General features: G+C 59.9%; 13 protein-coding genes. 9 read left to right on the top strand and 4 right to left on the bottom strand.

All coding sequences use genetic code 11. The features are described 5' to 3' along the window. Positions 1 to 217 precede the first annotated feature (217 nt). A complete protein-coding gene (locus tag AC19YX_RS09505) occupies positions 218 to 1,114 on the top strand; it encodes a LysR family transcriptional regulator (RefSeq protein WP_500606113.1) in 897 nt (298 codons plus the stop codon). On the opposite strand, the gene AC19YX_RS09500 is transcribed toward AC19YX_RS09505, so the two are convergent. Beyond that, positions 1,111 to 2,526 (bottom strand): amino acid permease, encoded by a 1,416-nt coding sequence (locus tag AC19YX_RS09500; protein WP_500606112.1) that lies wholly within the window; start codon positions 2,524 to 2,526, stop codon positions 1,111 to 1,113. The genes AC19YX_RS09505 and AC19YX_RS09500 overlap by 4 nt on opposite strands. Positions 2,527 to 2,773: 247 nt before the next feature. Between AC19YX_RS09500 and AC19YX_RS09495 the strand changes: the two genes are divergently transcribed. The 8 genes from AC19YX_RS09495 to AC19YX_RS09460 all read left to right on the top strand — a co-directional run bounded on the left by AC19YX_RS09495 (position 2,774) and on the right by AC19YX_RS09460 (position 18,519). Next, positions 2,774 to 3,577 carry a phytanoyl-CoA dioxygenase family protein gene (locus AC19YX_RS09495; protein ID WP_078473201.1) on the top strand — a complete coding sequence of 268 codons (804 nt, stop codon included), beginning with the start codon at positions 2,774 to 2,776 and terminating at the stop codon, positions 3,575 to 3,577. A 254-nt stretch (positions 3,578 to 3,831) separates the two neighbouring features. Then, complete coding sequence (locus tag AC19YX_RS09490) at positions 3,832 to 5,478, top strand: ankyrin repeat domain-containing protein (RefSeq protein ID WP_500606111.1); 1,647 nt, start codon at positions 3,832 to 3,834, stop codon at positions 5,476 to 5,478. 81 nt (positions 5,479 to 5,559) lie between these two features. Beyond that, the gene (locus AC19YX_RS09485) at positions 5,560 to 6,480 is read left to right on the top strand and encodes a LysR substrate-binding domain-containing protein (protein ID WP_500606110.1); all 921 of its coding nucleotides are present in this window, start codon (positions 5,560 to 5,562) and stop codon (positions 6,478 to 6,480) included. A gap of 81 nt (positions 6,481 to 6,561) precedes the next feature. Further along, positions 6,562 to 7,752 carry a low temperature requirement protein A gene (locus AC19YX_RS09480; RefSeq protein WP_500606109.1) on the top strand — a complete coding sequence of 397 codons (1,191 nt, stop codon included), beginning with the start codon at positions 6,562 to 6,564 and terminating at the stop codon, positions 7,750 to 7,752. A gap of 384 nt (positions 7,753 to 8,136) precedes the next feature. Continuing rightward, positions 8,137 to 9,162, top strand: a complete 1,026-nt coding sequence (locus AC19YX_RS09475) for a hypothetical protein (RefSeq protein WP_500606108.1) — start codon at positions 8,137 to 8,139, stop codon at positions 9,160 to 9,162. Positions 9,163 to 10,539: 1,377 nt separating this feature from the next. After that, a complete protein-coding gene (locus tag AC19YX_RS09470) occupies positions 10,540 to 12,183 on the top strand; it encodes a ShlB/FhaC/HecB family hemolysin secretion/activation protein (protein ID WP_500606107.1) in 1,644 nt (547 codons plus the stop codon). A 75-nt stretch (positions 12,184 to 12,258) separates the two neighbouring features. Continuing rightward, positions 12,259 to 15,291 (top strand): two-partner secretion domain-containing protein, encoded by a 3,033-nt coding sequence (locus tag AC19YX_RS09465; RefSeq protein WP_500606146.1) that lies wholly within the window; start codon positions 12,259 to 12,261, stop codon positions 15,289 to 15,291. A 351-nt stretch (positions 15,292 to 15,642) separates the two neighbouring features. Then, on the top strand, positions 15,643 to 18,519 hold the full coding sequence (locus tag AC19YX_RS09460) for a two-partner secretion domain-containing protein (protein WP_500606106.1): 2,877 nt from the start codon (positions 15,643 to 15,645) through the stop codon (positions 18,517 to 18,519). A 110-nt stretch (positions 18,520 to 18,629) separates the two neighbouring features. Here AC19YX_RS09460 and AC19YX_RS09455 read toward each other — a convergent pair whose 3' ends face one another. The 3 genes from AC19YX_RS09455 to AC19YX_RS09445 form a co-directional block, all read right to left on the bottom strand. Beyond that, positions 18,630 to 19,568, bottom strand: a complete 939-nt coding sequence (locus AC19YX_RS09455) for a LysR family transcriptional regulator (RefSeq protein WP_078473254.1) — start codon at positions 19,566 to 19,568, stop codon at positions 18,630 to 18,632. Between the two features lie 166 nt (positions 19,569 to 19,734). Then, positions 19,735 to 20,646 (bottom strand): DMT family transporter, encoded by a 912-nt coding sequence (locus tag AC19YX_RS09450; RefSeq protein WP_500606105.1) that lies wholly within the window; start codon positions 20,644 to 20,646, stop codon positions 19,735 to 19,737. 16 nt (positions 20,647 to 20,662) lie between these two features. Then, positions 20,663 to 21,847 (bottom strand): cyanate transporter, encoded by a 1,185-nt coding sequence (locus tag AC19YX_RS09445; RefSeq protein WP_500606104.1) that lies wholly within the window; start codon positions 21,845 to 21,847, stop codon positions 20,663 to 20,665. Positions 21,848 to 21,956: the final 109 nt, after the last annotated feature.

Raw genomic sequence — 21,956 nt, 5'->3', positions numbered from 1 at the left:
TTAGCGGGTTTTTATGGAAAGTTGGATAGACCACGAATGCTGTTTGAATGGGTGTTGCCTATCGTCATGGAACAGCGAATTGCAGCCAGCAATAGGCTGTCGATCTGGGACTTGAGGTACTGCTGCGCCGGGTAGATTGTCGGCCTTGAGCAGTCTGCTTTGGGCGGACATGGCCTGGGGTATCATCGGGCAAAACGATAATAGGGATACCCGGCCGATGATTGGTTTTACCTTCCGCCAGCTCGAATACTTTGTGGCCGCCGCGGAGCAGGGCAGCATCAGCGCCGCCGCTCGGGCCATGCATATTTCCCAACCCTCGGTGTCCCTGGCCATTTCGCAGCTGGAAGCGATATTGGGTGAAAAGCTGTTTCATCGTCAGGCCAGCCGCGGCCTTGATTTGAGCCCGGCCGGACGCAAACTGCTGGAGCAGGCGCGGGAGATTTTGAGCAAGGCGGGGGCCATGGGTGGCGTTGAGGATGAGCAGGCCGGCTTGCGCGGGACGCTGAGCCTGATCTGCTTCCAGGACCTGGGACCGTACTTTGCGCCGCGCTTGCTGGCGGGGTTTCGCCAGTTGCACCCCGAGGTCAGCATCACCCTGTTTGAAACCGATCTGGCCGGGGTCAACCGCCGCCTGAGCGACGGCAAGGCCGAGCTGGCGCTGACCTATGAGGTCGGGCTCGACCCGCATATCGAGACTCGAGTGCTGGCGCGGCTGGCGCCCTATGCGCTGCTCCCGGCCGACCACCCGTTGGCGCAGCAGGAGCAGGTGTCGTTGGTGGACCTGGCCGACGAGTGCCTGATTCTGGAAGACATCGCCCGGACCCGTGAGTATTTCCTGTCGTTGTTCTGGGCCTGCGATCTGCAGCCCAGGTCACAGCAACTGACCCAGACCTTCGAGATGCAGCGCGGGCTGGTGGCCCACGGTTATGGGGTGGCGCTGTCCTGTACCCGCCCGGTGAGGGATTGCAGCTATGACGGTCGGCCCTTGGCCTGCCGCCCCCTGGTGGAGGCGGTCAGTCCGCAGTCGGTGGTTCTCGCCCAGTCCAGTGCGATGCCGGCGTCGCGGGTGGCGCAGGCGTTCCTGGATTGGGCGATCGAGCAGTTTCCCGCCTAGGGTTGCAGACGTGAGGCGCTGGCCTTGGGCTGTATGCCGAGCAGCTTGTCGTGGCGCGCCAGGCACAGCCAGTAGCCGACCGACAACAACGCCAGCCAGGCGATGCCGACATAGAGCGCCATCCGCGTGTCCGGGAACCAGGCCAGCACGCCGAAGATAAACAGCATGAAGACGATCGCGCAGGCCGGGCCCAGGGGCCAGAACGGCACCGGGAATTGCAGTTCGGCGATGTCCTGGGGGCTCATGCGGCGGCGCATCACGACCTGGGACAGCAGGACCATCAGCCAGACCCAGACAATCGAAAACGTCACCACGGCGGCCAGCATCAGGAACAGGTTTTTCGGCGCCAGGTAGTTGAGCAGTACGCCCAGCAGCAACGCGACAGACATCACCAGTACCGTCATCCATGGCACCCCGAAACGCGACAACCGGGCGAAGCTGGCCGGCGCCTGGCCATTGTTGGCCATGCCGTACATCATGCGCCCGGCGCTGAAAATATCGCTGTTGATGGCCGATACCGCCGCCGAGATCACCACGATATTCAGCAGGGTCGCGGCTGAGCTGATCCCCAGGCCGCTGAAGATCTGCACGAAGGGGCTGCCCTCGCCGCCGATTTTCGGCCACGGGTACAGCGACATCAGGACCAGCAGGGTCAGCACGTAAAACAGCAGGATACGCAGCGGCACCGAGTTGATCGCCCGGGGAATCGCCCGCTGCGGGTCCTTGGCTTCGCCGGCGGTGATGCCGATCATTTCCACTCCGCCAAAGGCGAACATGACCACCGAGAACGACGCGATCATGCCGCTCAAGCCATTGGGGAACAGGCCGCCATAGCTCCACAGGTTACTGATGGACGCGGTGTGTTCAGCGGCATTCCCCAACTTGATGCCAAAAATCAGCACTGTGGCACCGGCGACGATCATCGAGATAATCGCGGTGACCTTCAGCAGCGACAGCCAGAACTCCAACTCGCCAAACACCTTGACGCTGCACAGGTTCAGGGCACCGATAAAAAACACAATGCCCAGCACCCAGATCCAGGCGGGGGTGTCGGGAAACCAGAATCCCATGTAGACGCCGAACGCGGTGACATCCGCCAGGCACACCACCAGCATCGAAAACGCATAACTCCAGCCGGTCAGAAAACCCGGGAAGCGTCCCAGGTACTGACTGGTGTACTGGCCGAAGGAGCCGGAGACCGGGTTGCGCACCGCCATTTCACCCAGGGCGCGCATCATCATGTAGATGGCGGCGCCGCCGATCAGGTAGGCCAGCAATACCGAGGGCCCGGCCAGTTGAATGGCCGACGCGGAGCCGTAGAACAGCCCGGTGCCGATGGCCGAGCCCAGTGCCATGAAGCGAATGTGACGGGCATTCAAACCCCGCCGCATTGCAGGTCTTTTGTCGTTCATCCCAAGTAACTCCTGATTGTTTTTATTATTTGGCGATTAACTGCGGGTGATGAAGCGTAGGAAGTGACCTGCACTTTATTGATCTCAAGGCAATCGGCAGGTCATGGCTATTAACCGGTTAATTGCCGGGCCTGACAACAAGCCGGCCATACAAAGTACCTATAGTGACAAATAAGTAATTTATCGTTTACGGCAAAAGTTAAGCCCTCCAATACTGGGATTTATTACAACAAGAGAGGGCAGGCGGATGAACTCGGATATCGAACAGTTTCAACGTGACGGCGCCATCGTATTGCGCGGCGTATTCAGCGACTGGGTGGAACGCCTGCGCGACGGTTTCGAGCAGAACCTCGCCCAGCCCAGTGCCTTCGCCATCGAGAACGTGGGCAATGGTGAGCGCGGACGCTTTTTCGAGGACTACTGCAACTGGCAGCGCATCGCCCCGTTCAAGGACTTTGTCCTGAACTCGCCGGCTGCGGCCATTGCCGGCCAACTGATGCAGTCGCGGCAGGTGCAGGTGTTCCACGACCATATTTTGGTCAAGGAACCCGGCACCTCCAAAGCCACGCCCTGGCATCAGGACCTGCCCTATTACTGCGTGGATGGCCTGCAAACCGCCAGCTACTGGATCCCCCTGGACCCGGTGACCCGCCACAACACCTTGAGCGTGGTCTTGGGCTCCCATCGCTGGCCCAAGCCGGTGCGCCCGAAAAGCTGGGCCAGCAACCAGGACTTTTACGGCGCCACCGATGAGGTATCCGGCGAAAGCCGGTTCATGGACATGCCGGACGTGGACAACGGCGACTACCAGATCCTGTCCCCTGAACTGATGCCTGGCGACGCCGTGGTCTTCGATTTTCGCACCGTGCACGGCGCCGCCGGCAACATCGGCAACGGTCGCCGCCGAGCGTTCTCGACTCGTTTCATGGGCGACGATGTGCGCTACATCCAGCGCCCCGGGCGCACCTCGCCACCGTTCCCCGGCATTGACCTGAAAGATGGCGATCGCATGCGCGAGGACTGGTTTCCGGTGGTCTGGGAACAGCGCTGACAGGCCTGCACCGGGACCGGGCTGATGCCGGTCCCGGTGTTTTTCTCAGGGTGACTTTGCAATAGGCCCAGCTCTGGAACGGGAGTGGGTCTGCCCGCAGGCAAAAAGGCTTTTTCTTCAGCCAGCAGGCCGTCACACTGCGCGCCTGTCTGCGCACGCGTATGCACTGGCTCCAGCGACGGTTCGACGATTGTGTGCCTTGTCGCTCCCTCGCCACAGCGCTCGCCCGCGCCTTACGTTCAAAGGAAAAATGGATGTTCCGCCTCGCTTTTCGCTCCCGTTTCCGCTTCGCCATCAACTCCATCAGCCCGTCTGTTGCTCCGTTGTCCCGGCCGAACCCGGGTCGCACAAGGCTGCTCTGCGCCGTGCTGCTGGCCCAGGCGTTTGCGGCCCAGGCCGCTGAAGCGAGCAGCGACGGGCCATCGCCCGACGTGTTGGCGCAGCTGTATGTCGAGGCCTTTATCAATGACGACCCGGCGAGCTTCGCCCGCTTGAGTTCGGTCCAGCATTACGCCGATGCGGCAAAGGTGCGGGCCAATATGCAGGCCCTGGCCGAACGTGCCGCGTTGCGGGCCGCGCTGGAAAACCTCGGGGACTTTACCCGCAGCGCCATCAGCCGCAGCCCCACGCTTTCTGCCGATCAGGAAAAGCAGTTGCAGGCCCTGGCGCAAGCACAGGTCCGGGCGATTCGACAGGTTCAATGCAAGGTCACTGACAGTCAGGTCATGGCGGCGTGCTCGGCGGGCGATTCGCCCAAGGTCGAGGTGCACCTCGCCTGCCAGGTGCCGCAGATCCCGGCCTGGTCTGCGACTGGCGGTGGCCAGCAGGATCCGGCGGCGCTGGCGCAGCCGTATTTTGCCGCGCTCTCCAGTGCCTGGCAGGGGCCGGCCAGCAAGGTCTTGCCGGTGAAGCTGCGCCTGGACCGGTCGCAGGAAGGGCAGGGCTGGGAGCTGGACGCGTCCCACGACACGCGCGGGGTGATTGCCGCGATCAGTCGCAGCCTGAGCCCGGATGCCGGGCCCGAGACTAAGCGCACCTATATTCCCGGTGCGACCGACATGACCCTCAACCCCTGCATCTACACCAGCAGCTCGGACTTCAATAACCCGCTGATGCTGCTCAATGAGCGGTTCTGGGAGCACGCGACCCCGGCGGATGTGGAACAGGTGCTGGCCAGGTTCGGCGAGGCCTTGCCGCTGGTGTACGACACCGATGACGACACCACGGCCTTTCATGTGGCGCTCCAGGGCAAGGCCGCGCTGCCGGCCATGCAAGCCTTGCGCAAGCATCTGGCCCATATGCCGGGGCTTGAGGGGTTCCGCACGTCGCTGCTGAATGAGGCGATCAAGGCCCATAACCCGCCGGCGACCATCAAGTGGCTGCTGGATGAGGGCGCACCGGCCGACGAATATCGAAACGACGGCTCCATGCGCCCGCTGATCTACGCGATAACGGAAGGGGCAGATACGCAGACCATCGATCTGCTGGTGGCCGCCGGTGCTGATGTTTCCTACTACAACAACACCGACCATCCCGACCTGGATGCATTTCGCGCGGCGCTGGATACCGATCATCCCGCCGCCCGGCAGGCCATTGCCCGGCACCTGCCGCTGCCCGAGCATGGCAGCGAGTTGATGGAGTACGTGCTGGACCGGCTGTTCGTTGGCGTCCAGTACCGGCCGGAACGCCCCGATGCGGCCGGGGATATCTTGCCCATCTTTATCGAGCGCGGCATGCGCCTGGATGAGACCTACTGCGACACCTCCACCACCCGTCGCTACTCCTGCACCCCGGAGCAGCGCAGCAACCTGCTGGACATGGCACTTGAAATCGGCAACCCGGGGTTGATCGAGTTTTTCAAGAAAAAAGGCCTCAAGCCCCATCCCCCCGAGGGGCAATAGCCACGCGCAACTGTGCGTAGACGCCGATCCCGCGACCTCCCTACACTGGCCCCTGTGTTTTTTGGGGCTGGGGGAGCGCTGATGAATCGCAATGAGCTGCGTAAGGCGGACATCAACCTGATGGTGGTGTTCGAGACCCTGATGCTGGAGCGCAATGTCACGCGGGTGGCGGAAAAGCTGTTTCTTGGCCAGCCGACCATCAGTTCGGCGCTCAACCGCCTGCGGGCCATGTTCAATGACCCGTTGTTTATCCGCGTTGGTCATCGCATGGAGCCCACGGCCCGCGCCGAAGAGCTGATTGCCCATTTGTCGCCAGCGCTGGACGCCTTGTCGTCGGCCCTGAGCCTGACCCGTGATTTCGACCCTGCCAGCAGCACCATGACCTTTCGCATCGGCCTGTCCGATGACGTCGAGTTCGGCTTGTTGCCGCCGCTGCTGCGGGCCTTGCGCCAGGAAGCGCCGCTGGTGGTGTTTGTGGTGCAGCACGTGGATTACTGGCGCATCCCCGACCTCCTGGCTTCCGGCGATATCACCGTAGGCATCAGCCAGACCCGCGGCTTGCCGGCCAATGCCAAGCGCAAGCTGTTGCGGCATATCCAGCCCAGTGTGTTGCGCGCGGATGCCAGCTGCACCCCGCTGACCCTCGATGAATACTGCGCGCGGCCCCATGTGCTGGTGTCGCACACGGCCAATGTCAGCGGCTACGCCGATGAGTGGCTGGCGGAGATTGGCCGCAAGCGGCATGTGGTGCTGTCGGTGCCGCAATACAGTTCGCTGCCGGCACTGCTGGCCGGGACCGACCTGCTGGCCAGCCTGCCGGACTACACCGCCGCCGCCATGGCCGCCTCCGGGCACCTGTTCAATGAGCCGTTCCCGTTCAAGACCCCGACCCTGGACCTGTCCATGGTCTGGCTCAGCCATGTCGACACCGACCCGGCCGAGCGCTGGCTGCGCTCGCGCCTGGAAGCCTTCATGAGTGAGCGCGGCCTGCTGGCGCACTGATTCAGCCGCGGGCTTGCTGGCCCGTGGCGCGGCTGCTTTGCTGTGATGCAGGACCGGTGCACATTTCTGGCGGAGATCCCCATGAGCAAACCCCGTTCGCTGTTGCGTGGCCGTGGCAGTCTCGACAGCGGCAAGGTCGGCATGGTCGAGTTGTTCTTCGACCTGGTGTTCGTCTTTGCCGTGACCCAACTCTCCCATTCGCTGCTGGCGCACCTGAGCGTTGGCGGTGCGGTGCAGGTGGCGTTGTTGATGGTGGCGGTGTGGTGGGTGTGGATTTTCACCTCCTGGGTCACCAACTGGCTCGACCCGGAGCAACTGCCGATCCGCATCGGCCTGTTCGGCCTGATGGTCGCCGGCCTGCTGCTGTCGTCTTCGATCCCCCAGGCCTTTGGCGAACGCGGACTGCTGTTTGCCGGTGCCTATGTGTTCATGCAGGTTGGGCGTACCGCGTTTGCCATCTGGGCGGTACGCGGCGAGGCGCTGAACATGACCCGCAACTTCCAGCGGATCCTGGCCTGGATGCTGTTGTCAGCGCTGTTCTGGATCGGCGGGGCGCTGCTCCAGGGTAATCAGCGCCTGTTGCTGTGGGCGCTGGCGCTGCTGATCGAACTGGTCTCGCCCTCGTTGTACTTCTGGGTCCCGGGCTTGGGCCGCTCGACCCTCAAGGACTGGAACGTCGAAGGCAATCACATGGCCGAGCGTTGCGGGTTGTTTGTGATCATTGCCTTGGGCGAGTCATTGCTGGTGACCGGCGCGACTTTCGCCGAATTGGCCTGGAGCGTTCAAGGGCTGCTGGCCTTCGTGGTGGCGGTGCTGGGCAGCATCGCCATGTGGTGGGTGTATTTCGACAGCGGCGCCGAGCGCGCCCACCACCGGATCGCCCACTCCGACGACCCCGGGCGCCAGGCGCGCATCGCCTACACCTACCTGCACGTGCTGATTGTCGCCGGGATTATTGTCAGCGCGGTGGCCGATGAACTGGTGCTGGTGCACCCGGACCACGCCAGCGATGCCGGGATCGTCGCCATCATCGGCGGGCCCTGGTTGTTCCTGCTCGGTTGCGCGCTGTTCAAGTGGGTCATGGCTGACCGGGTGCTGCCGCCACTGTCGCACCTGGTGGGGCTGGTGCTGTTGTTGGGGTTGCTGCCGCCGGCCCTCAATCATCTGTTTTCGGCCCTGGCCCTGGGCTCGCTGACCACGGCGGTAATGGTGTTGGTGGCGGCCTGGGAGAGCCGGGCATTGCGCGATGACAGGGCGGCCACGGAGCATTGAGGCGGCGCGTTGAGCGTGCGCAGAAATATTTCGGCGTTGGCTGGTGGTGATTCCAGAACAAGGGCGGGCTGAACCGGAAGCGCGGGCGCCGGGTGCTTTTTTTCATCGTCGGCTAACTGTATCGAGTCGCCGAGCGGCGCCTCTGGAAAACCGTTCGGTATGGGTCAGTAGCACATTTTCCAAGGCCCGGCCCTGAATGGCGTCGGGTTAAAAAACGTCTGGAAATAGATAGGAAAAGTAGTGTGGCTTAATGCCTCGGGGATATTGTGTTGGTATTTTTTCTATCTGTTTCAGGGGCTTTGAAGTTGAGACTTGGCTTATATCAAGGTGGCCACGGAAGGATTAGCGTGTCACGTCCTTTTCGCTTGAGTCTGAGTATTTTTTATGAGGAACCTTCAGAGTGTATTAAGTTTTTTGTTGCTATTTGGATTGGTAGGGAATAGCCAGGCATCGCCTGTTGTCAAATTTACCTGCAGCTTGTCAGGGAATTATCAAGAGCGTATGAGCGTTCCCGGCACTATAAATATACCCAATGAAGCGACGCAGGGGACCGTGCTCTGGCGCTCGCCCACAATAAGGGGTGTGTTTTTATGTAAAAATACCCCTAATGGCCAATCGCATGCGCTGGCGTACATACTCAATCCTAACAAAAACGTCGAGCCTCTCGGTCTCAATCTTGACTTGGGTGTTACCTACAATGGGAAGGATTATACGTGTCAATCTTCTTGTAATATAGAATTGAAGGCCATCTTGCCCAGCTGTACCGAAAACTGTCCTAATGTGCTTGTTCCCTTCAATTACAGTTTGTTCATCGTCAAAAAAACGCCGCCCGGAGATAATCAGGACGACGTCGTTACAGGGGTGAATAGCCACAAAGTACTTCAGTTGAGCGGCATGGATGCAGGCACGGATGACCCTGCTAAAATGTGGGGGCTTACCCTTGCAGATCTTCATCTAATAAAATATATAAAGTGTCCGATCACGGTAGGGTTTTCTACCCAGAATATTGATTTTGGTACTATGTCATCCGGAAGCGCCGCCGTTGGTAATGTGGCCAGTACTCGTGAAGTGACTCTTTTTGCCAATAAAGATACTTCAGGGTTGTGCCGTGGTGATAAAACGGTGTTTAGCATAAACGCCTTTATGAAGGCTGCTCCCTTAAGTGCCGTCAATGCTGGCGAGAATTTGCTGATTCCCTATGGGGCTGATAATAAGCCCTTCGACTCGGTGGGCATTCAGTTGCTCAGAAACAAGACCGTCATCCCCTTTAACCAAGAAGCCACGATGTTCGAAGCGAGCAGCGAGATCTCGCGCAGTCAAAAGCTCGACGTCAACTTGATCTGGCGCACTGATCGACCAGTAGCAGGGAGGTTCAGAGGCGGGATCATCATGGAGTTTTACCATCGGTAGGGTAGTTTTTACCCGGTCTCGGCGCTCTGTACGATAAGTGATGATGTTGCCCGGCATGTGTTTGGGGCAGTCAACTCGTCTGAACGCCCCGAACTCGGGTTTGCGTTTCATATCGCGTAACGGAACCGCAGGTTGCACTCGATGGTAATTAATGTGTTGGCGAAAGTGAGCTCTTTTTCATGAAGAATAAGAGCGTATTTCCCAGTACTACCTAGCGGTCCTAAATGTTTTGGCAGTTGCCAACCCTGAAGTGCCTGCCATCGCGGAGCTAATCCTAACCATTGTGGATGAATTTTTATTTGTTGTTCAATCGGTTATCGGTGAGTAACCAAGCTAGGACGTGCGACCTATTGGTCAGAAGGTGTCGTCATATTTCGTGGCGGTGACGATCGTTCGAGGCATTGTCCGGTTTTTGTTTTTGCCAGTTTAAGACGATCCTTATGGAAGAAGCTGTTTTTAAGTTGTTTTAATAGGGCCCGTGGTAAGTTTTTGAGTTTTTTGAGGCCAATGGGTCAATTAAAAAACAGTAGCTTTATAGGCTCTATGGGTCGGCAGGTGTTCATGTTTTTTCGGGGTGTCGGGTTCGCCACGCTATTCAAGCTACGGGTCTTGTGGGTTGGGCTTATGTTGTTTGATGTTGAAAATTAAATCATGGGGGGTATAGGCCTTTTAAGTCTTTGCGGTGACTTCTGGGGCTACTCAGGCTGCATGGCTCTCTTTTATCTAGTAAACGGAAGATGGCATATTTCTCGTTGTCATCAGTAAAGCGCCTGGTATATGAAAAGTTTAAGGTGGTGTTTGGTCAGGATGGAAAACGTTCGGCTCTGTGGGAGGTGTAACAATTTAGGTATTTTATTGATTTTTTCAAACAAGAAGATTTGGTCTGGATGACCGTAAGTTCATGGTGGGTTCGGGCGTTGTTATGCCGTCTGTCCGTAACATTTTCGTCGAGGTCGATAAAAAAGCTAATGGTTCGGGAAAGAGATTTTTAAGTCTGCGGTACAACGTTTTTTTTTTTTTGTGAACTAAAGCTGCTTTGGTTTATGCGGTTCTAGTGGGTTTTTTATTTAACTTTTTGTGTTTCTTCAGTTGAATCTTAAACGTGTTGGGATCTGGTCATGTCGAGCGTTCAGTGCCGTCGGGCATCCCGCTGCGGTCGGCTTATCGCGCGCATCAAGCTGGGCTGGTTAGGTCCTGCCTGTAAAGCAACGGATGGCTCAGATCAGTCGGCAGGTCATTACCAAATTGCGATAAACAGTGGGGAGAGGACGAGTGGAAGCGTTCGGTTGCAAGACTGAGGCTGGCAGGGACAAGCCATTTACTGGTCAATGGGGCGGGCGTGTCGAAGGGCCGAGGCAATGCTGGTCCCGAGGCTGTTTGGGTTTGCTGCTGGTGTTGCCGTGGGCCGCATCGGGGGCGGTGTATGTACCCAACGCGGGGCAAGTGATGCGTGATATCGAAGCGACGCAGCCTTCGTTGCCACAAACCACGGAACCTGAGTTGGACCTGCCAACGGTCGATCAACCGAGCGCGACGGCCCCAGATACCTCCGGGTTTCGTTTGCAGGTCAACGATTTTGTCATTGTCGGTAACCAGCAGTTCAGCAGCGAGGTGCTGCAACCCCTGCTGGCGGACTTGAAAGGGCAGGAGCTGGACCTGAACCAGTTGCGTGCGGCTGCCGAGCGTTTAACCCTCTATTACCAGGGGCAGGGGTACATGCTGGCCCGGGCCTTCCTGCCGGCCCAGGAGATCGAAGACGGTGTCGTACGCATCGAGGTCCTGGAGGGCCGTTACGGCCGTATCGAACTGCACAACCAGTCCCGAGCGCTGGACTCGGTGATTCGCGGTCCATTGTCGTCGCTCAAAAGCGATGCCGCGGTATACAGCGACGATCTTGAGCGCAGCCTGCTGCTGCTGAGTGACCTTCCCGGCGTGCGGGTCAAAGGCACCTTGAGCGCCGGTGCGCACCGCGGAACCACCGACCTGCTGATCGATGCCCAGCCCGGCCCATGGGCCAGCGGTACCCTGGAGGCGGATAACTACGGCGGTTTCTACACGGGCGAGTATCGACTCGGGGGCAGCTTCAACCTCAACAACCCCTTGCGCCTGGGTGACCAGCTCAACCTGCGAGTGCTCGGCAGTGACGAGGATCAGCGCTACTACCGCGCCGCCTACAAACTTCCGGTAGGTCCCTGGTCGACGGGCTTGGGCATGGCTTACTCACACATGAGCTATCAGTTGAGCAAGGACTTCGAGGTGCTGGAGGCCCATGGTCAAGCCAGTATCGGCAGCCTCTTTGTCACTCAGCCCCTGGTCCGCAGTCGTTCCTTCGACCTCAGCGCGCAGTTGCAGTACGAAGACAAGCGGCTGCGGGACGACATCGACCTGTTTGAGGCCAGCAGCAGCAAGCATGTCGAACTCTGGAGCCTAAGCCTCAATGGCAACCATCAGGACGGATGGCTTGGGGGCGGGCAGAACATTTTCTACCTCACTTATGGCAGTGGCCGTTTGAGCCTCGACGGACCACAAGACCAGTGGCGTGATCGCCTCACTGCTGGTACGGCCGGCGGTTTCCAGAAGATCAATCTCAACACCGCGCGGATGCAGTACCTGAGCCCGCGCTTTCAGCTCTATACCCAGCTCAATGCGCAGTGGGCGTCGTCCAACCTGGACAGCTCGGAAAAATTCGGCATTGGCGGTCCATTCGATGTGCGCGCCTATCCCCAAGGAACTGGCAGCGGTGACCAGGGCTGGCAGGCGAGCTTGGAGCTGCGTTACGCCCTGGCCCCCCGCTGGCAGCTCAAGGCGTTTGTCGACCACGGCGCGGTGGAGGTCAACAAACACCCCTGGACCCGTGAAGACAACCGTCGCCAGCTCTCGGGCGCGGGCCTGGGCGCCAGTTGGATCGGGCCCTCGCAGCAGATCAGCGTGACCAGCTCCTGGACGCTGGATAACAACAGTGAAGGCAGTGGCCCCGAGCGTACGCCTCGGATCTGGGCCGTCGCGACTCAGTATTTCTGAAGCCCTGTGTGCGCTTTGGAGGCGGTGCCGTCTTGCAGGACTGCAGGACGTTAATTGGAAAAGACAGGAGTTAACGTGAATAGAGTGTATGCATTGGTGTGGAATCAGGCCCTGGGCTGCTGGAACGTGACCCCCGAAGGCGCACGTCGCCGTCGGCGGGCAGGCAGTGGCAAAGGCCTGCTCGTGGCGGTGGCCAGTGTTCTGACAATCGGCGGGCTGCCATCAGCGTTCGCTTTGCCGAGCGGAGAGACGGTGGTATCTGGAACCGCGAATATTCTGACGTACGACAATCAGCAGCAGATGTCTATCAATCAGCACTCTGACAAGCTGATCCTCAACTGGAACGATTTTAATGTGGGCGGCGGCCAGACGGTGACCTTCAACCAGCCGAAGTCGACCTCCATCGCGTTGAATCGGGTCATAGGCGCTAACGGCAGTAATATCCAGGGCCGGATCAACGCCAACGGCCAGGTGTTCCTGATCAACCCTAACGGTGTGATGTTCAGCAACAATGCTCAGGTCAATGTCGGTGGCCTGGTGGCCTCGACCCAGGACATGAAAAACGCCGATTTCATGGCTGGCAACTACAAGTTTGCAGGCACTTCGACGGGCAGGATGATCAACGATGGATCCATCACCGCGGCTGATGGCGGGAGTGTGGCGCTGATCGGCAGAGTCGTTAACAACCAAGGCACCATCAAGGCGAAAAATGGGCGCATAGCCTTGGGTGCGGGCGACGGATTCACCGTCAGCTTCGACAGCAACAACCTGTTGGACCTGAAAGTCGATGCCGCTGCGATCGATGCGCTGGTGAGCAATGGCGGGCTGCTCAAGGCCGATGGCGGGCAAGTACTGATGACCGCCAAAAGTGCTGGCGCGATGCTCAATACCGTGGTCAACAACACGGGCGCCATCGAGGCCCTGACCTTGTCGAAGAAGGCCGGAAAAATCACCCTGGACGGTGGCGACGTAGGTGTGGTGGTGGTCGGCGGCTCATTGAACGCCAGCGCCCTGACAGAGATAGGCGACGGTGGCGTGGTCGAAACCAAGGGCGCCGTCACCCAGGTGCAACTGGCCGCTCGGGTCAATACCCAGGCGGGCAATGGCAAGACCGGAACCTGGAAAATCAGCTCCTCCGAAGTCAAGGTCAATCCAGTCTCCGCTCCACGTAACAACACCGTTTATGGCGATACCCTGGCGCATAACTTGGCCACCACCAATATCGCGTTGAGCAGCCGGGGAGACGTTACGGTGGACGGCGCAGTTTCCTGGGCCAGCGGCAATCATTTGAGCATTGCGGCCGATAAGAATATCCAGATCAACAACAGTCTCAAGGGCAGCGGCGGCGCAACCCGTATCGAGCTCAATGCCGGACAAGACATCGCGCTCAACAGCACGCTGGAACTCTCCGGGACCAACAGCAGCCTCGGCCTGGATTACGGCGGCGCCTATATCCAGGGCAAGGATGGCAAGGTCACGCTGTCCGGCAGCGGCGCGGCGTTCGACTCGCAGGGTCAGCTGTACAGTGTGATTCAGAACGCCACTCAGTTGCAGGGGATCGGTAGCAGCCTTGGTGGCCGGTATGTACTGGGCAACGACATCAAAGGCAGTGGCAGCATCAAGACCATTGGTGGCAGCGCTGAGTTCAGCGGAACGTTCGATGGCCTGGGCAACACCATCAGCGGTTTCACTGTCAATACAGACGGTCCTTACGGTGGTCTGTTCGCCCGATCGTCCGGCAGCATCAGCAACCTCAATCTGGCGGGGATGACCATCTACGGCACGACCTCCAATGCCGGCTTCAGCTATGTCGGCGGGCTGGTGGGCATGAACCACGGGATGATCAGCAACGTCAATGCCACTAATCAGCGGGTCTACGCCAACAGCAATAATTACAACAATTTGGGTGGGCTAGTGGGCGTCAACTCCGGCGGCTCCATCGATCGTTCATCGGTGGCTGGTATTGTCAGCGGTAATGGCTTGACTCTCGCCGTCGGTGGCTTGGTGGGGGAAAACAGCAACAGTCCCAATCCGTTCGGCAGGGGCAGAATTTCCAATAGCCACACCAACGTACAGGTTCTTGGGACCATGCAGATCAGTCCCATTGGCGGTATGGGGGGGCTGGTAGGTCTCAACAAGAACGGTCTGATTACCGACTCGTCAAGTGCTGGAACGGTCGGGACCGGTTTCACCACTTACAAGAAAGACCCGAACTTCGGCGGGTTGGTGGGGTACAACCAGGGTGGCGAAATTAGGAAATCTCACTCCTCGGTCAACGTAGTGGGTTATGTCGCCAGTGTTATTGGTGGCCTGGTGGGCCTCAATGAGGGCTACATCACGGAGTCCAGCGCCTCGGGTACGGTCAGCGGCTTTGGAAGTATGGCTGCAGGTGGCCTGGTGGGTATAAACAGCTACGGCACTCTGGTCAACGTCAAGGCTTCCGGCAAGGTGGTTGATTCCTCAGGCGCCAATGTCGGTGGCCTGGTAGGCAAGAGCATTCGCGGCGCGATCCAATTCGCTGAAGCCACCGGTGCGGTTGTGGGCGGTAACAGCGCCAATATCGGTGGGCTCATCGGGCACAACATTTGGGGCACAACCTCGGAGGCTGCGGCTTGGGGCAAGGTTGATGGCGGAGCTCTAAGCAGTGTGGGTGGGCTGGTGGGTTACAACGAGGGCGACCTGTTATCGGTTGAAGCCCACGGTAAGGTCAATGCTGGTAACAGTAGCGCTGTTGGCGGTTTGGCGGGTACCAATAGCAACAAATCCTCGACCATTTTTTCTGCATCGGCCCACGGTGACGTTGCTGGCGGTAACCAGAGTTCTGTAGGCGGCCTGGTCGGGCAGAACAATGCGTGGATCAGCAACTCCTTGGCCACGGGCCAAGTGAGTGGCGGCAGTTATGCGCGCATGGGGGGCTTGGCTGGCTTGAATTTGGGCTCTGTTCGGGAGTCCGTAGCCTACGGCAAGATCAACGTCGTTCCGCGCAACTACCAGGCCTACGGCGGCCTGGTTGGCGTCAACTACGGCAGCCTGGCCCATAACACCGCATTGGGCTTGGCGGCCTCGGTGCCACCGGTTGGTATCAACCAGGGTGACATTCTTGAGTGATGGCTAGCTCCCGTTAAAGCAGGGCAATTGCAGCCCCTTGGTACGCCTGGCAGGTGCTGGGCGTATCGAGTGACGGTTGCTAGCGGATGCTTTTTATCTCGTGCCTTGTTGCTCCTCTTCCCTGATGGCCGCAAGCAACTGGCTATTGCGCTGCCACCCGATGCGTTGGCGCAGAACGCGTGCCATCTCACAGAGGACAGCGCAGTTCACTTTTACTTTTGTGTACTCACTGAGCGGTGTGCAGTCGGGGCTGTGTTTTGCCTGCTGCGTGCGCCTGTACAGCTTTTTTGAAAGCCTCCGGGCCTCAGAGGGAGTGCCGCTCAGGGCGTTTTATTAATCAAAGGAGTGGTTATGAACAAGATTTATGCATGGGTGTGGAATCAGGCCCAGGGCTGCTGGAACGTGACCCACGAAGGCGCACGTCGCCGTCGGCGGGCAGGCAGTGGCAAAGGCCTGCTCGTGGCAGTGGCCAGTGCTCTGACAATCGGCGGGCTGCCCTCCGCGTTCGCCTTGCCGAGCGGAGAGACGGTGGTATCTGGAACCGCGGATATCCTGAGGTACGACGAGCAGCAGCAGATGTCTATTAATCAGCACACTGACAAGCTGATCCTCAACTGGAACGATTTCAGTGTGGAGGGCGGCCAGACGGTGACCTTCAACCAGCCGCAGTCGACCTCCATCGCGTTGAACCGGGTGATTGGCGCTAACGGCAGTAACATCCAGGGCCGGATCAATGCCAACGGCCAGGTGTTCCTGATCAACCCTAACGGTGTGGTGTTCAGCAAGAGTGCCCAAGTCAATGTCGGTGGCCTGGTGGCCTCGACCCAGGACATGAAAAACGCCGATTTCACGGCTGGCAACTACACGTTTGCAGGTACTTCGACGGGCAAGGTCGTCAACGAAGGCTCCATCACCGCGGCTGATGGCGGTAGCGTGGCCCTGATCGGCAGAACCGTTGACAACCAGGGCACCATCACCGCGCAAAATGGGCGCGTAGCCTTGGGTGCGGGGGACGGATTCACCGTCAGCTTTGACAGCAACAACCTGTTGGACCTGAAAGTCGATGCCGCTGCGATCGATGCGCTGGTGAGCAATGGCGGGCTGCTCAAGGCCGACGGCGGGCAGGTGCTGATGACGGCCAAAAGTGCTGGTGCGATGCTCAATACCGTGGTCAATAACACGGGCGCCATCGAAGCCCTGACCTTATCGAATAGGGCCGGCAAAATCACCCTGGACGGTGGCGACGTAGGCGTGGTCAAGGTTGGCGGTTCATTGAACGCCAGCGCGGCGATAGGGATGGGCGATGGTGGCGTGATCGAGACCAAGGGCGCTATCACTCAGGTGGAACGAGACACTCGGGTCAACACCACGGCAGGTTACGGCCAGACCGGCACCTGGAAAATCAGCTCTGCCGAGGTCAAGGTTGATCCAGTCTCCACCCCTGGGAGCAATACCATTCATGTCGATACGCTGTCGCGCAACCTGGCGACGACCGAGATCGAACTGGCCAGTAGCAAGGGCGACGTGGTGGTAAACGACGCTATCGTCTGGGACAGCGGCAAACGACTGATCCTTTCGTCGGCCAAGGACATTCACCTTGATAAAAACATGAATGGCCAAGGGGACGGTACTCAGGTCCTGCTCGATGCCAAGGGCAGCATCAAGCTCAACAGTCATGTGCAGCTTTCCGGGATCTTCAGCAGTCTTGTGCTCAATTACGCTGGCAACTTTGTCTCGGGTACGAACGGTCGGGTGACCCTCGCGGGCAAAGGTGCCATGTTTGCCGCCAACGGTGCCGAGTACACCGTCATTCAGAACGCCGCGCAACTGCAAGCGATCGATAACAACCTGCAGGGGCGTTATGTCTTGGGGCAGGCCATCCACGGCAACGGCAACCTCCAGTCCATTGGTGATGGAAGGCAGGCGTTCAGCGGGGTCTTCGAGGGGCTGGGCAATACCATCAGCGGCTTTGCCGTCGATACTAACGGCACCTACGGTGGCCTGTTCGCCAGGTCGAGCGGCAGTATCAGTAACCTCCAACTCGCCTCGATGCGTATCAACGGTGCAATGTATGTCCCCGGTGCTTCTGTCAGTGTTATTGGCGGTTTGGTTGGGCTTAACAGTGGCAGTATCGCCAACGTCAGTGCCAGCGACTTTACGGTGGACGCCAACAGCCACCAGAAAAATATTGTCGGCGGGCTGGTAGGGATCAATTCCGGCGGCACCATCGATCATTCGTCCATGGCGGGGTTGGTGACTGGCAACCAATTCACCGTCGCAGCGGGCGGTCTGGTAGGGGAGAACACCCATAGCCTCGTCGCTACCGGCTCCGTGACCAACAGTTGGGCCAATGTCGATGTCCGCACGCCCATAGGTGTTTTTACCATGGGAGCGGCGGGCGGTATGGGCGGGCTGGTTGGCGTCAACAAGGGCGGGAGTATTGTCGATTCATCCAGCTTTGGCAGGGTTGGCCAAGATGCCAGTCGTGACAGTTACAGCGGCCTTAGCGTTGGTGGGTTGGTGGGTGTCAACCAGGGGGGCCGTATTGAGCGCTCTCGTTCATCAGCGGCGGTAATCGGCTATGTCAACGGCATAGCAGGAGGTCTGGTCGGCTCCAATCATTCCGGCGTTATCAGGGATTCTGAGGCTCGCGGCGTGGTAGTGGGTTACGGCTCAGCAACGGTCGGGGGCTTGGTCGGTTTGAATCAGAACAGCGTGTTATTCATGGTCAAGGCCAGCGGTTCGGTTGTGGGGCAAAACGATTCGAATATCGGTGGCCTGATTGGCAAAAACATAGAGAGCGATATCCAGCAGGCCGAGGCATCAGGCGGCGTGACAGGTCGTCGGGGCGCGCGTATTGGTGGGCTCATCGGCCATAACTTCGGTGGTATTACTCAGAACGTCATGGCCAGCGGTGATGTCCTGGCTGGCGACAATAGCGTTGTCGGCGGCCTGGTCGGACAGAACGAGGGCCGGATCATCAACGCCCTGAGCAGTGGCCAGGTCCGTGGCGGTAGGTTTGCCTCTCTGGGTGGTCTGGCCGGCTTGAACCTGGGCCATATTGCTCAGTCTTCAGCCTTGGGCCGCGTTATCGTCTACGCGAACATTGGCCAGAACTACGGCAGCCTGGCCGGTATCAACCGTGGTTCTCTGACCGATAACAAGGTTTCGAGCGAGTTGGCCCAGCTGCCGCTGGCCGGCATCAACGAAGGTGTAATCAGTCACTGATGAGGAGAACCCGCTGCTAGCGGGCTTGTAACTTCGGGTACGCCGTGGCCACAACCGGCGTGCCCGAACCCACCGTTCAACGCCGCTATTGGCCACTGAGCGGGCCGGGACTAGAGCAACCCCTGCTCGGCACACACCTTCACCACCTGTTCGCGAAACCAGGTGTTGGCCCGGTCCTGATCGGTGATCGGGCTCCATTGCATATCCAGAGTGAACCCCGGCAGGCCGCTGGGGGGCGAGCAGTGGCTGAACAGGGTATCGCTGGCCAGCAGTGCCTGGATGCGGCGCGGCAGGGTCAGGATGAAGTCGGTGCCGGTAATCAGCTTCAGCGCGGCGCCGTAGCTGTTGGCCCGGGCGACGATCTGCCGTTTTTGGGCCTGGCTTGCCAGCCAGCCGTCGACCATGTTGCTGTCCGACGTCCAGGGCGTGGGGAACACATGACGGCGCTCGACAAACGCCTGCAGGCTGAAGCGCGGGTGCTGGGGCGCGCTGGCGCGTTTGTCGAACACGCACACCAGTTCGTCCTCCAGCAGCATCTGCGATTTGAAGTCGGCGTGGGTGCGGTGGAAGTTGGGTCCGAAGCAGATCACCAGGTCCAGCTGGCCGCTGCGCAGCTCCTCGGCGGGGATGTCGGTTTCCAGCTTGTGCACATTGACCGTCACTGGCAGGTCGGCGAAATCGAACTGCTTGAGCAGGCGCGGCAGAATCAGCAGCTCGAAATATTCCGGCGCGCAGATGTTGAAGGTCACGGCCTGGCGGATCGGGTCGAAGGCCTGGGCCCCGGAATGGCAGAGGTTGATGCTTTCGAGGATCTTCAGCACATGGCTGTACATGGTGCTGGCTTTGTAGGTGGGACGCATGCCGGTGCGGGTGTTGATGAACAGTTCGTCCTCAAAGGCGTTGCGCAGTTTTTTCAGGCAATAGCTGACGGTCGACTGGCTGACGCACAGGCTTTCCGAGACCCCGGTGACGCTGCTCTGCTCGTACACGGCGATAAACACCATGAGGTCCTGCATATCGAGCTTTCTAAGCAAGTTGCTGTTGAGCATCAGATCCATCTCGTTGAGCTTGGCGCCGGGTGAACGCAAGGGCGTCTGATGCTAACGCAGCGATGGAGCTGATTAAATGCCTGCTTTGGGGCAGGCGGACAGCAGAGAGACAAAACCTTCCGTGAACACGACCTGCGCAGGGTTGCGCAAGTCGTGCACGGCCGCTTCAGCCCAGGGCGGGCGTGCTGCGGCGGCTGAGCAGGATCAGGGCGAGCATGCCCCCCGCCACCAGCAGGGCACCGAGCAGCTCGGTCGGCAAAGGTGGCTGGCCGAGCCAGACCCAGTGGAACAGGGTCAGGAACAAGGTGCTGAGGTAGATGTAGGAAATCACCGTGGCCGGGGCGATCACGCCGATGGCCCGGTGCAGCAGCCAGAAGGTGGCGAGGGTGGCGAACAGGGCCAGGTAGATCAGCCACAGCAGGTCGTTGGCGGTCAGTTGCCCGGCGCTGCGCCAGCCACCGCTGAACAGGCAGAAGACCAGCAGAAACAGCGCCCCGAACAGCATGTTCCAGAAGGTCATGGCCGCCGGGCTGCGGCCTTTGAGGTGGCCGGCCTTGAAGCGTTGGCTCAGGGGCGAGTACAGCGCCATGGCCAGGCAGCCAAGGCCATAAACCGTCATCGCGTACAGCGAAGGCATGGCGTTGGGCCCGCTGCCCTTGACGATCAGCAGCACGGCCCCGGCCGCTGCGATCAGTGTCGGCAGCACCCGCTGCCTGAGGCTGTTGCCCGGCAGCAGGAACCCCTCGAACAGCAGGGTCAGTAGCGGCACCAGGGTGAACAGGGTCCCGGTGTTGACCGCCGAGGTGTAGCGCAGGGCTTCGAACAGCGAACCAAAATACAGCGCCAGCAGCAACCCCAGCACGCCATGGTCACGCAGCCCGCCGCGGGTCATGGGTGTCGAGCCCTTGAGCAGCAGCAAGGGCAAAAACATCAGCGCCGAAAACAGCAGGCGCAGACCGGTCAGCAGCACCGGGTCGATGCCCTGGCCGACCTGGGCGGCGGCGAAGAACGAGGCGGCGATCAGCACGGCCCAGAGCAGCATGCCGATATGGGCGCTGGTGAAGCTTGTGGGTTGCATGGGGGCGTCCTGTCGGTCAGTGAATGTGCCGGGCGTAATGCCGCGGGTCGAAGCGCAGCACCATCAGCAGCATCAGCGCCATGACCGCGGTCAGCGACCACCAGGCCCATTCGAAGCTCCCCAGCTGATCGCGGATCATCCCCGCCAGCAGCGGCGAGAGGCCGGCGATCAGGTAACCGATGCCCTGGACGAAAGCGGTCAGGCCCCCGGCGCGGCGCGGGTTTTCCAGGTGGTCGAGGGACACGATCAGGCTCATCGGAAACAGCCCGCCGATGCCCAGGCCCAGCAGGCAAGGCCACAACAGGCTCAGGTGTTGCGGGCTGAGGATCAGGCCGCAGAAGCCGGCGATGATCAGCAGCAACAACACGCTGAGCACCAGGCGCCGGTCCTGGCTGCGGTTGGCAATGGCCGGGGTGATCAGCCCGGACACCACTTCCATGGCCGTGAGAAAGCCCAGCAGCAGACCGGCGTTCTGTTCGCTCCAGCCCTGCTCCACGTAATAGGGCGCCAGCCAGGCCAGCACGCAGGTGTAGGACGCTGTGCCGAGGCCGAAGAAAATCGCCAGCAACCAGGCCCGGCGATTGCCGAAGAACGACTCATTGCCCGCCGCCGCTGCCGGCAACCGGGGCATGGCGGAGCGCTGGGCGTACCAGAACAGCAGGGCCAGCACCGCCAGTCCGGCCCAGATCGCCAGGCCCAGGCGCCAACTGCCGCTGCGGCTCATCACCAGTGGGCCGAATGAGGCGGCGATGGCGGCGCCGCCCATGATCGAGGTGACGTACAGGCCCATGAACAGCGAGACATTGTGGGTAAAGCGTGACTTGATCAGTGCCGGCATCAACGACTGGATCAGGGCAATGCCGATCCCGGCCAACACCGCGCTCAGAATCAGCTCGGCGGCGGAATCGAGGAACAGCCGCGACACCGTGGCCAGGCCAATGATCAGTAGTGAAATGACCACGGTGCGCTGGTCGCCCAGGCGCTGGCTGATGCGCATGCCGAAGAACATCGCCAGGCCCATGGCCATGACCGGGAGCATGGTCAGCAGCGAAGCGGCGGTGAAACTCAACGCAATATCGCCGCGTATTGCCGACAGCAACGGGCCGACGGCCGCCATCGACGGCCGCAGATTAAGGGCCACCAGAACCACACTGAGCATCAGCCAGACGGCGGGGCGGGTTGTCGCACGAACGTTTTCCATAACCAGACCTTGAGGGAACAGGGCCTGATTAGGCGGCGCCGGGCAAAAGAGGGCAAATCAGAAAGTCGGCCGGCTTATTTAAAAACTAAATAAGACGTCGAGCCCGCTG

It is taken from the genome of Pseudomonas sp. MF09150, assembly GCF_059862355.1.
This window is presented reverse-complemented; position numbering and strand designations above follow the sequence as displayed.

Excerpts from the sequence above, each read along its gene's own strand:
- AC19YX_RS09460 (WP_500606106.1), top strand. The coding sequence starts at position 15,643 with ATGAACAAGATTTATGCATGGGTGTGGAATCAGGCCCAGGGCTGCTGG.
- AC19YX_RS09455 (WP_078473254.1), bottom strand. The coding sequence starts at position 19,568 with ATGCTCAACAGCAACTTGCTTAGAAAGCTCGATATGCAGGACCTCATG.
- AC19YX_RS09450 (WP_500606105.1), bottom strand. The coding sequence starts at position 20,646 with ATGCAACCCACAAGCTTCACCAGCGCCCATATCGGCATGCTGCTCTGG.
- AC19YX_RS09480 (WP_500606109.1), top strand. The coding sequence starts at position 6,562 with ATGAGCAAACCCCGTTCGCTGTTGCGTGGCCGTGGCAGTCTCGACAGC.
- AC19YX_RS09490 (WP_500606111.1), top strand. The coding sequence starts at position 3,832 with ATGTTCCGCCTCGCTTTTCGCTCCCGTTTCCGCTTCGCCATCAACTCC.
- AC19YX_RS09495 (WP_078473201.1), top strand. The coding sequence starts at position 2,774 with ATGAACTCGGATATCGAACAGTTTCAACGTGACGGCGCCATCGTATTG.
- AC19YX_RS09505 (WP_500606113.1), top strand. The coding sequence starts at position 218 with ATGATTGGTTTTACCTTCCGCCAGCTCGAATACTTTGTGGCCGCCGCG.
- AC19YX_RS09485 (WP_500606110.1), top strand. The coding sequence starts at position 5,560 with ATGAATCGCAATGAGCTGCGTAAGGCGGACATCAACCTGATGGTGGTG.
- AC19YX_RS09475 (WP_500606108.1), top strand. The coding sequence starts at position 8,137 with ATGAGGAACCTTCAGAGTGTATTAAGTTTTTTGTTGCTATTTGGATTG.
- AC19YX_RS09445 (WP_500606104.1), bottom strand. The coding sequence starts at position 21,847 with ATGGAAAACGTTCGTGCGACAACCCGCCCCGCCGTCTGGCTGATGCTC.
- AC19YX_RS09500 (WP_500606112.1), bottom strand. The coding sequence starts at position 2,526 with ATGAACGACAAAAGACCTGCAATGCGGCGGGGTTTGAATGCCCGTCAC.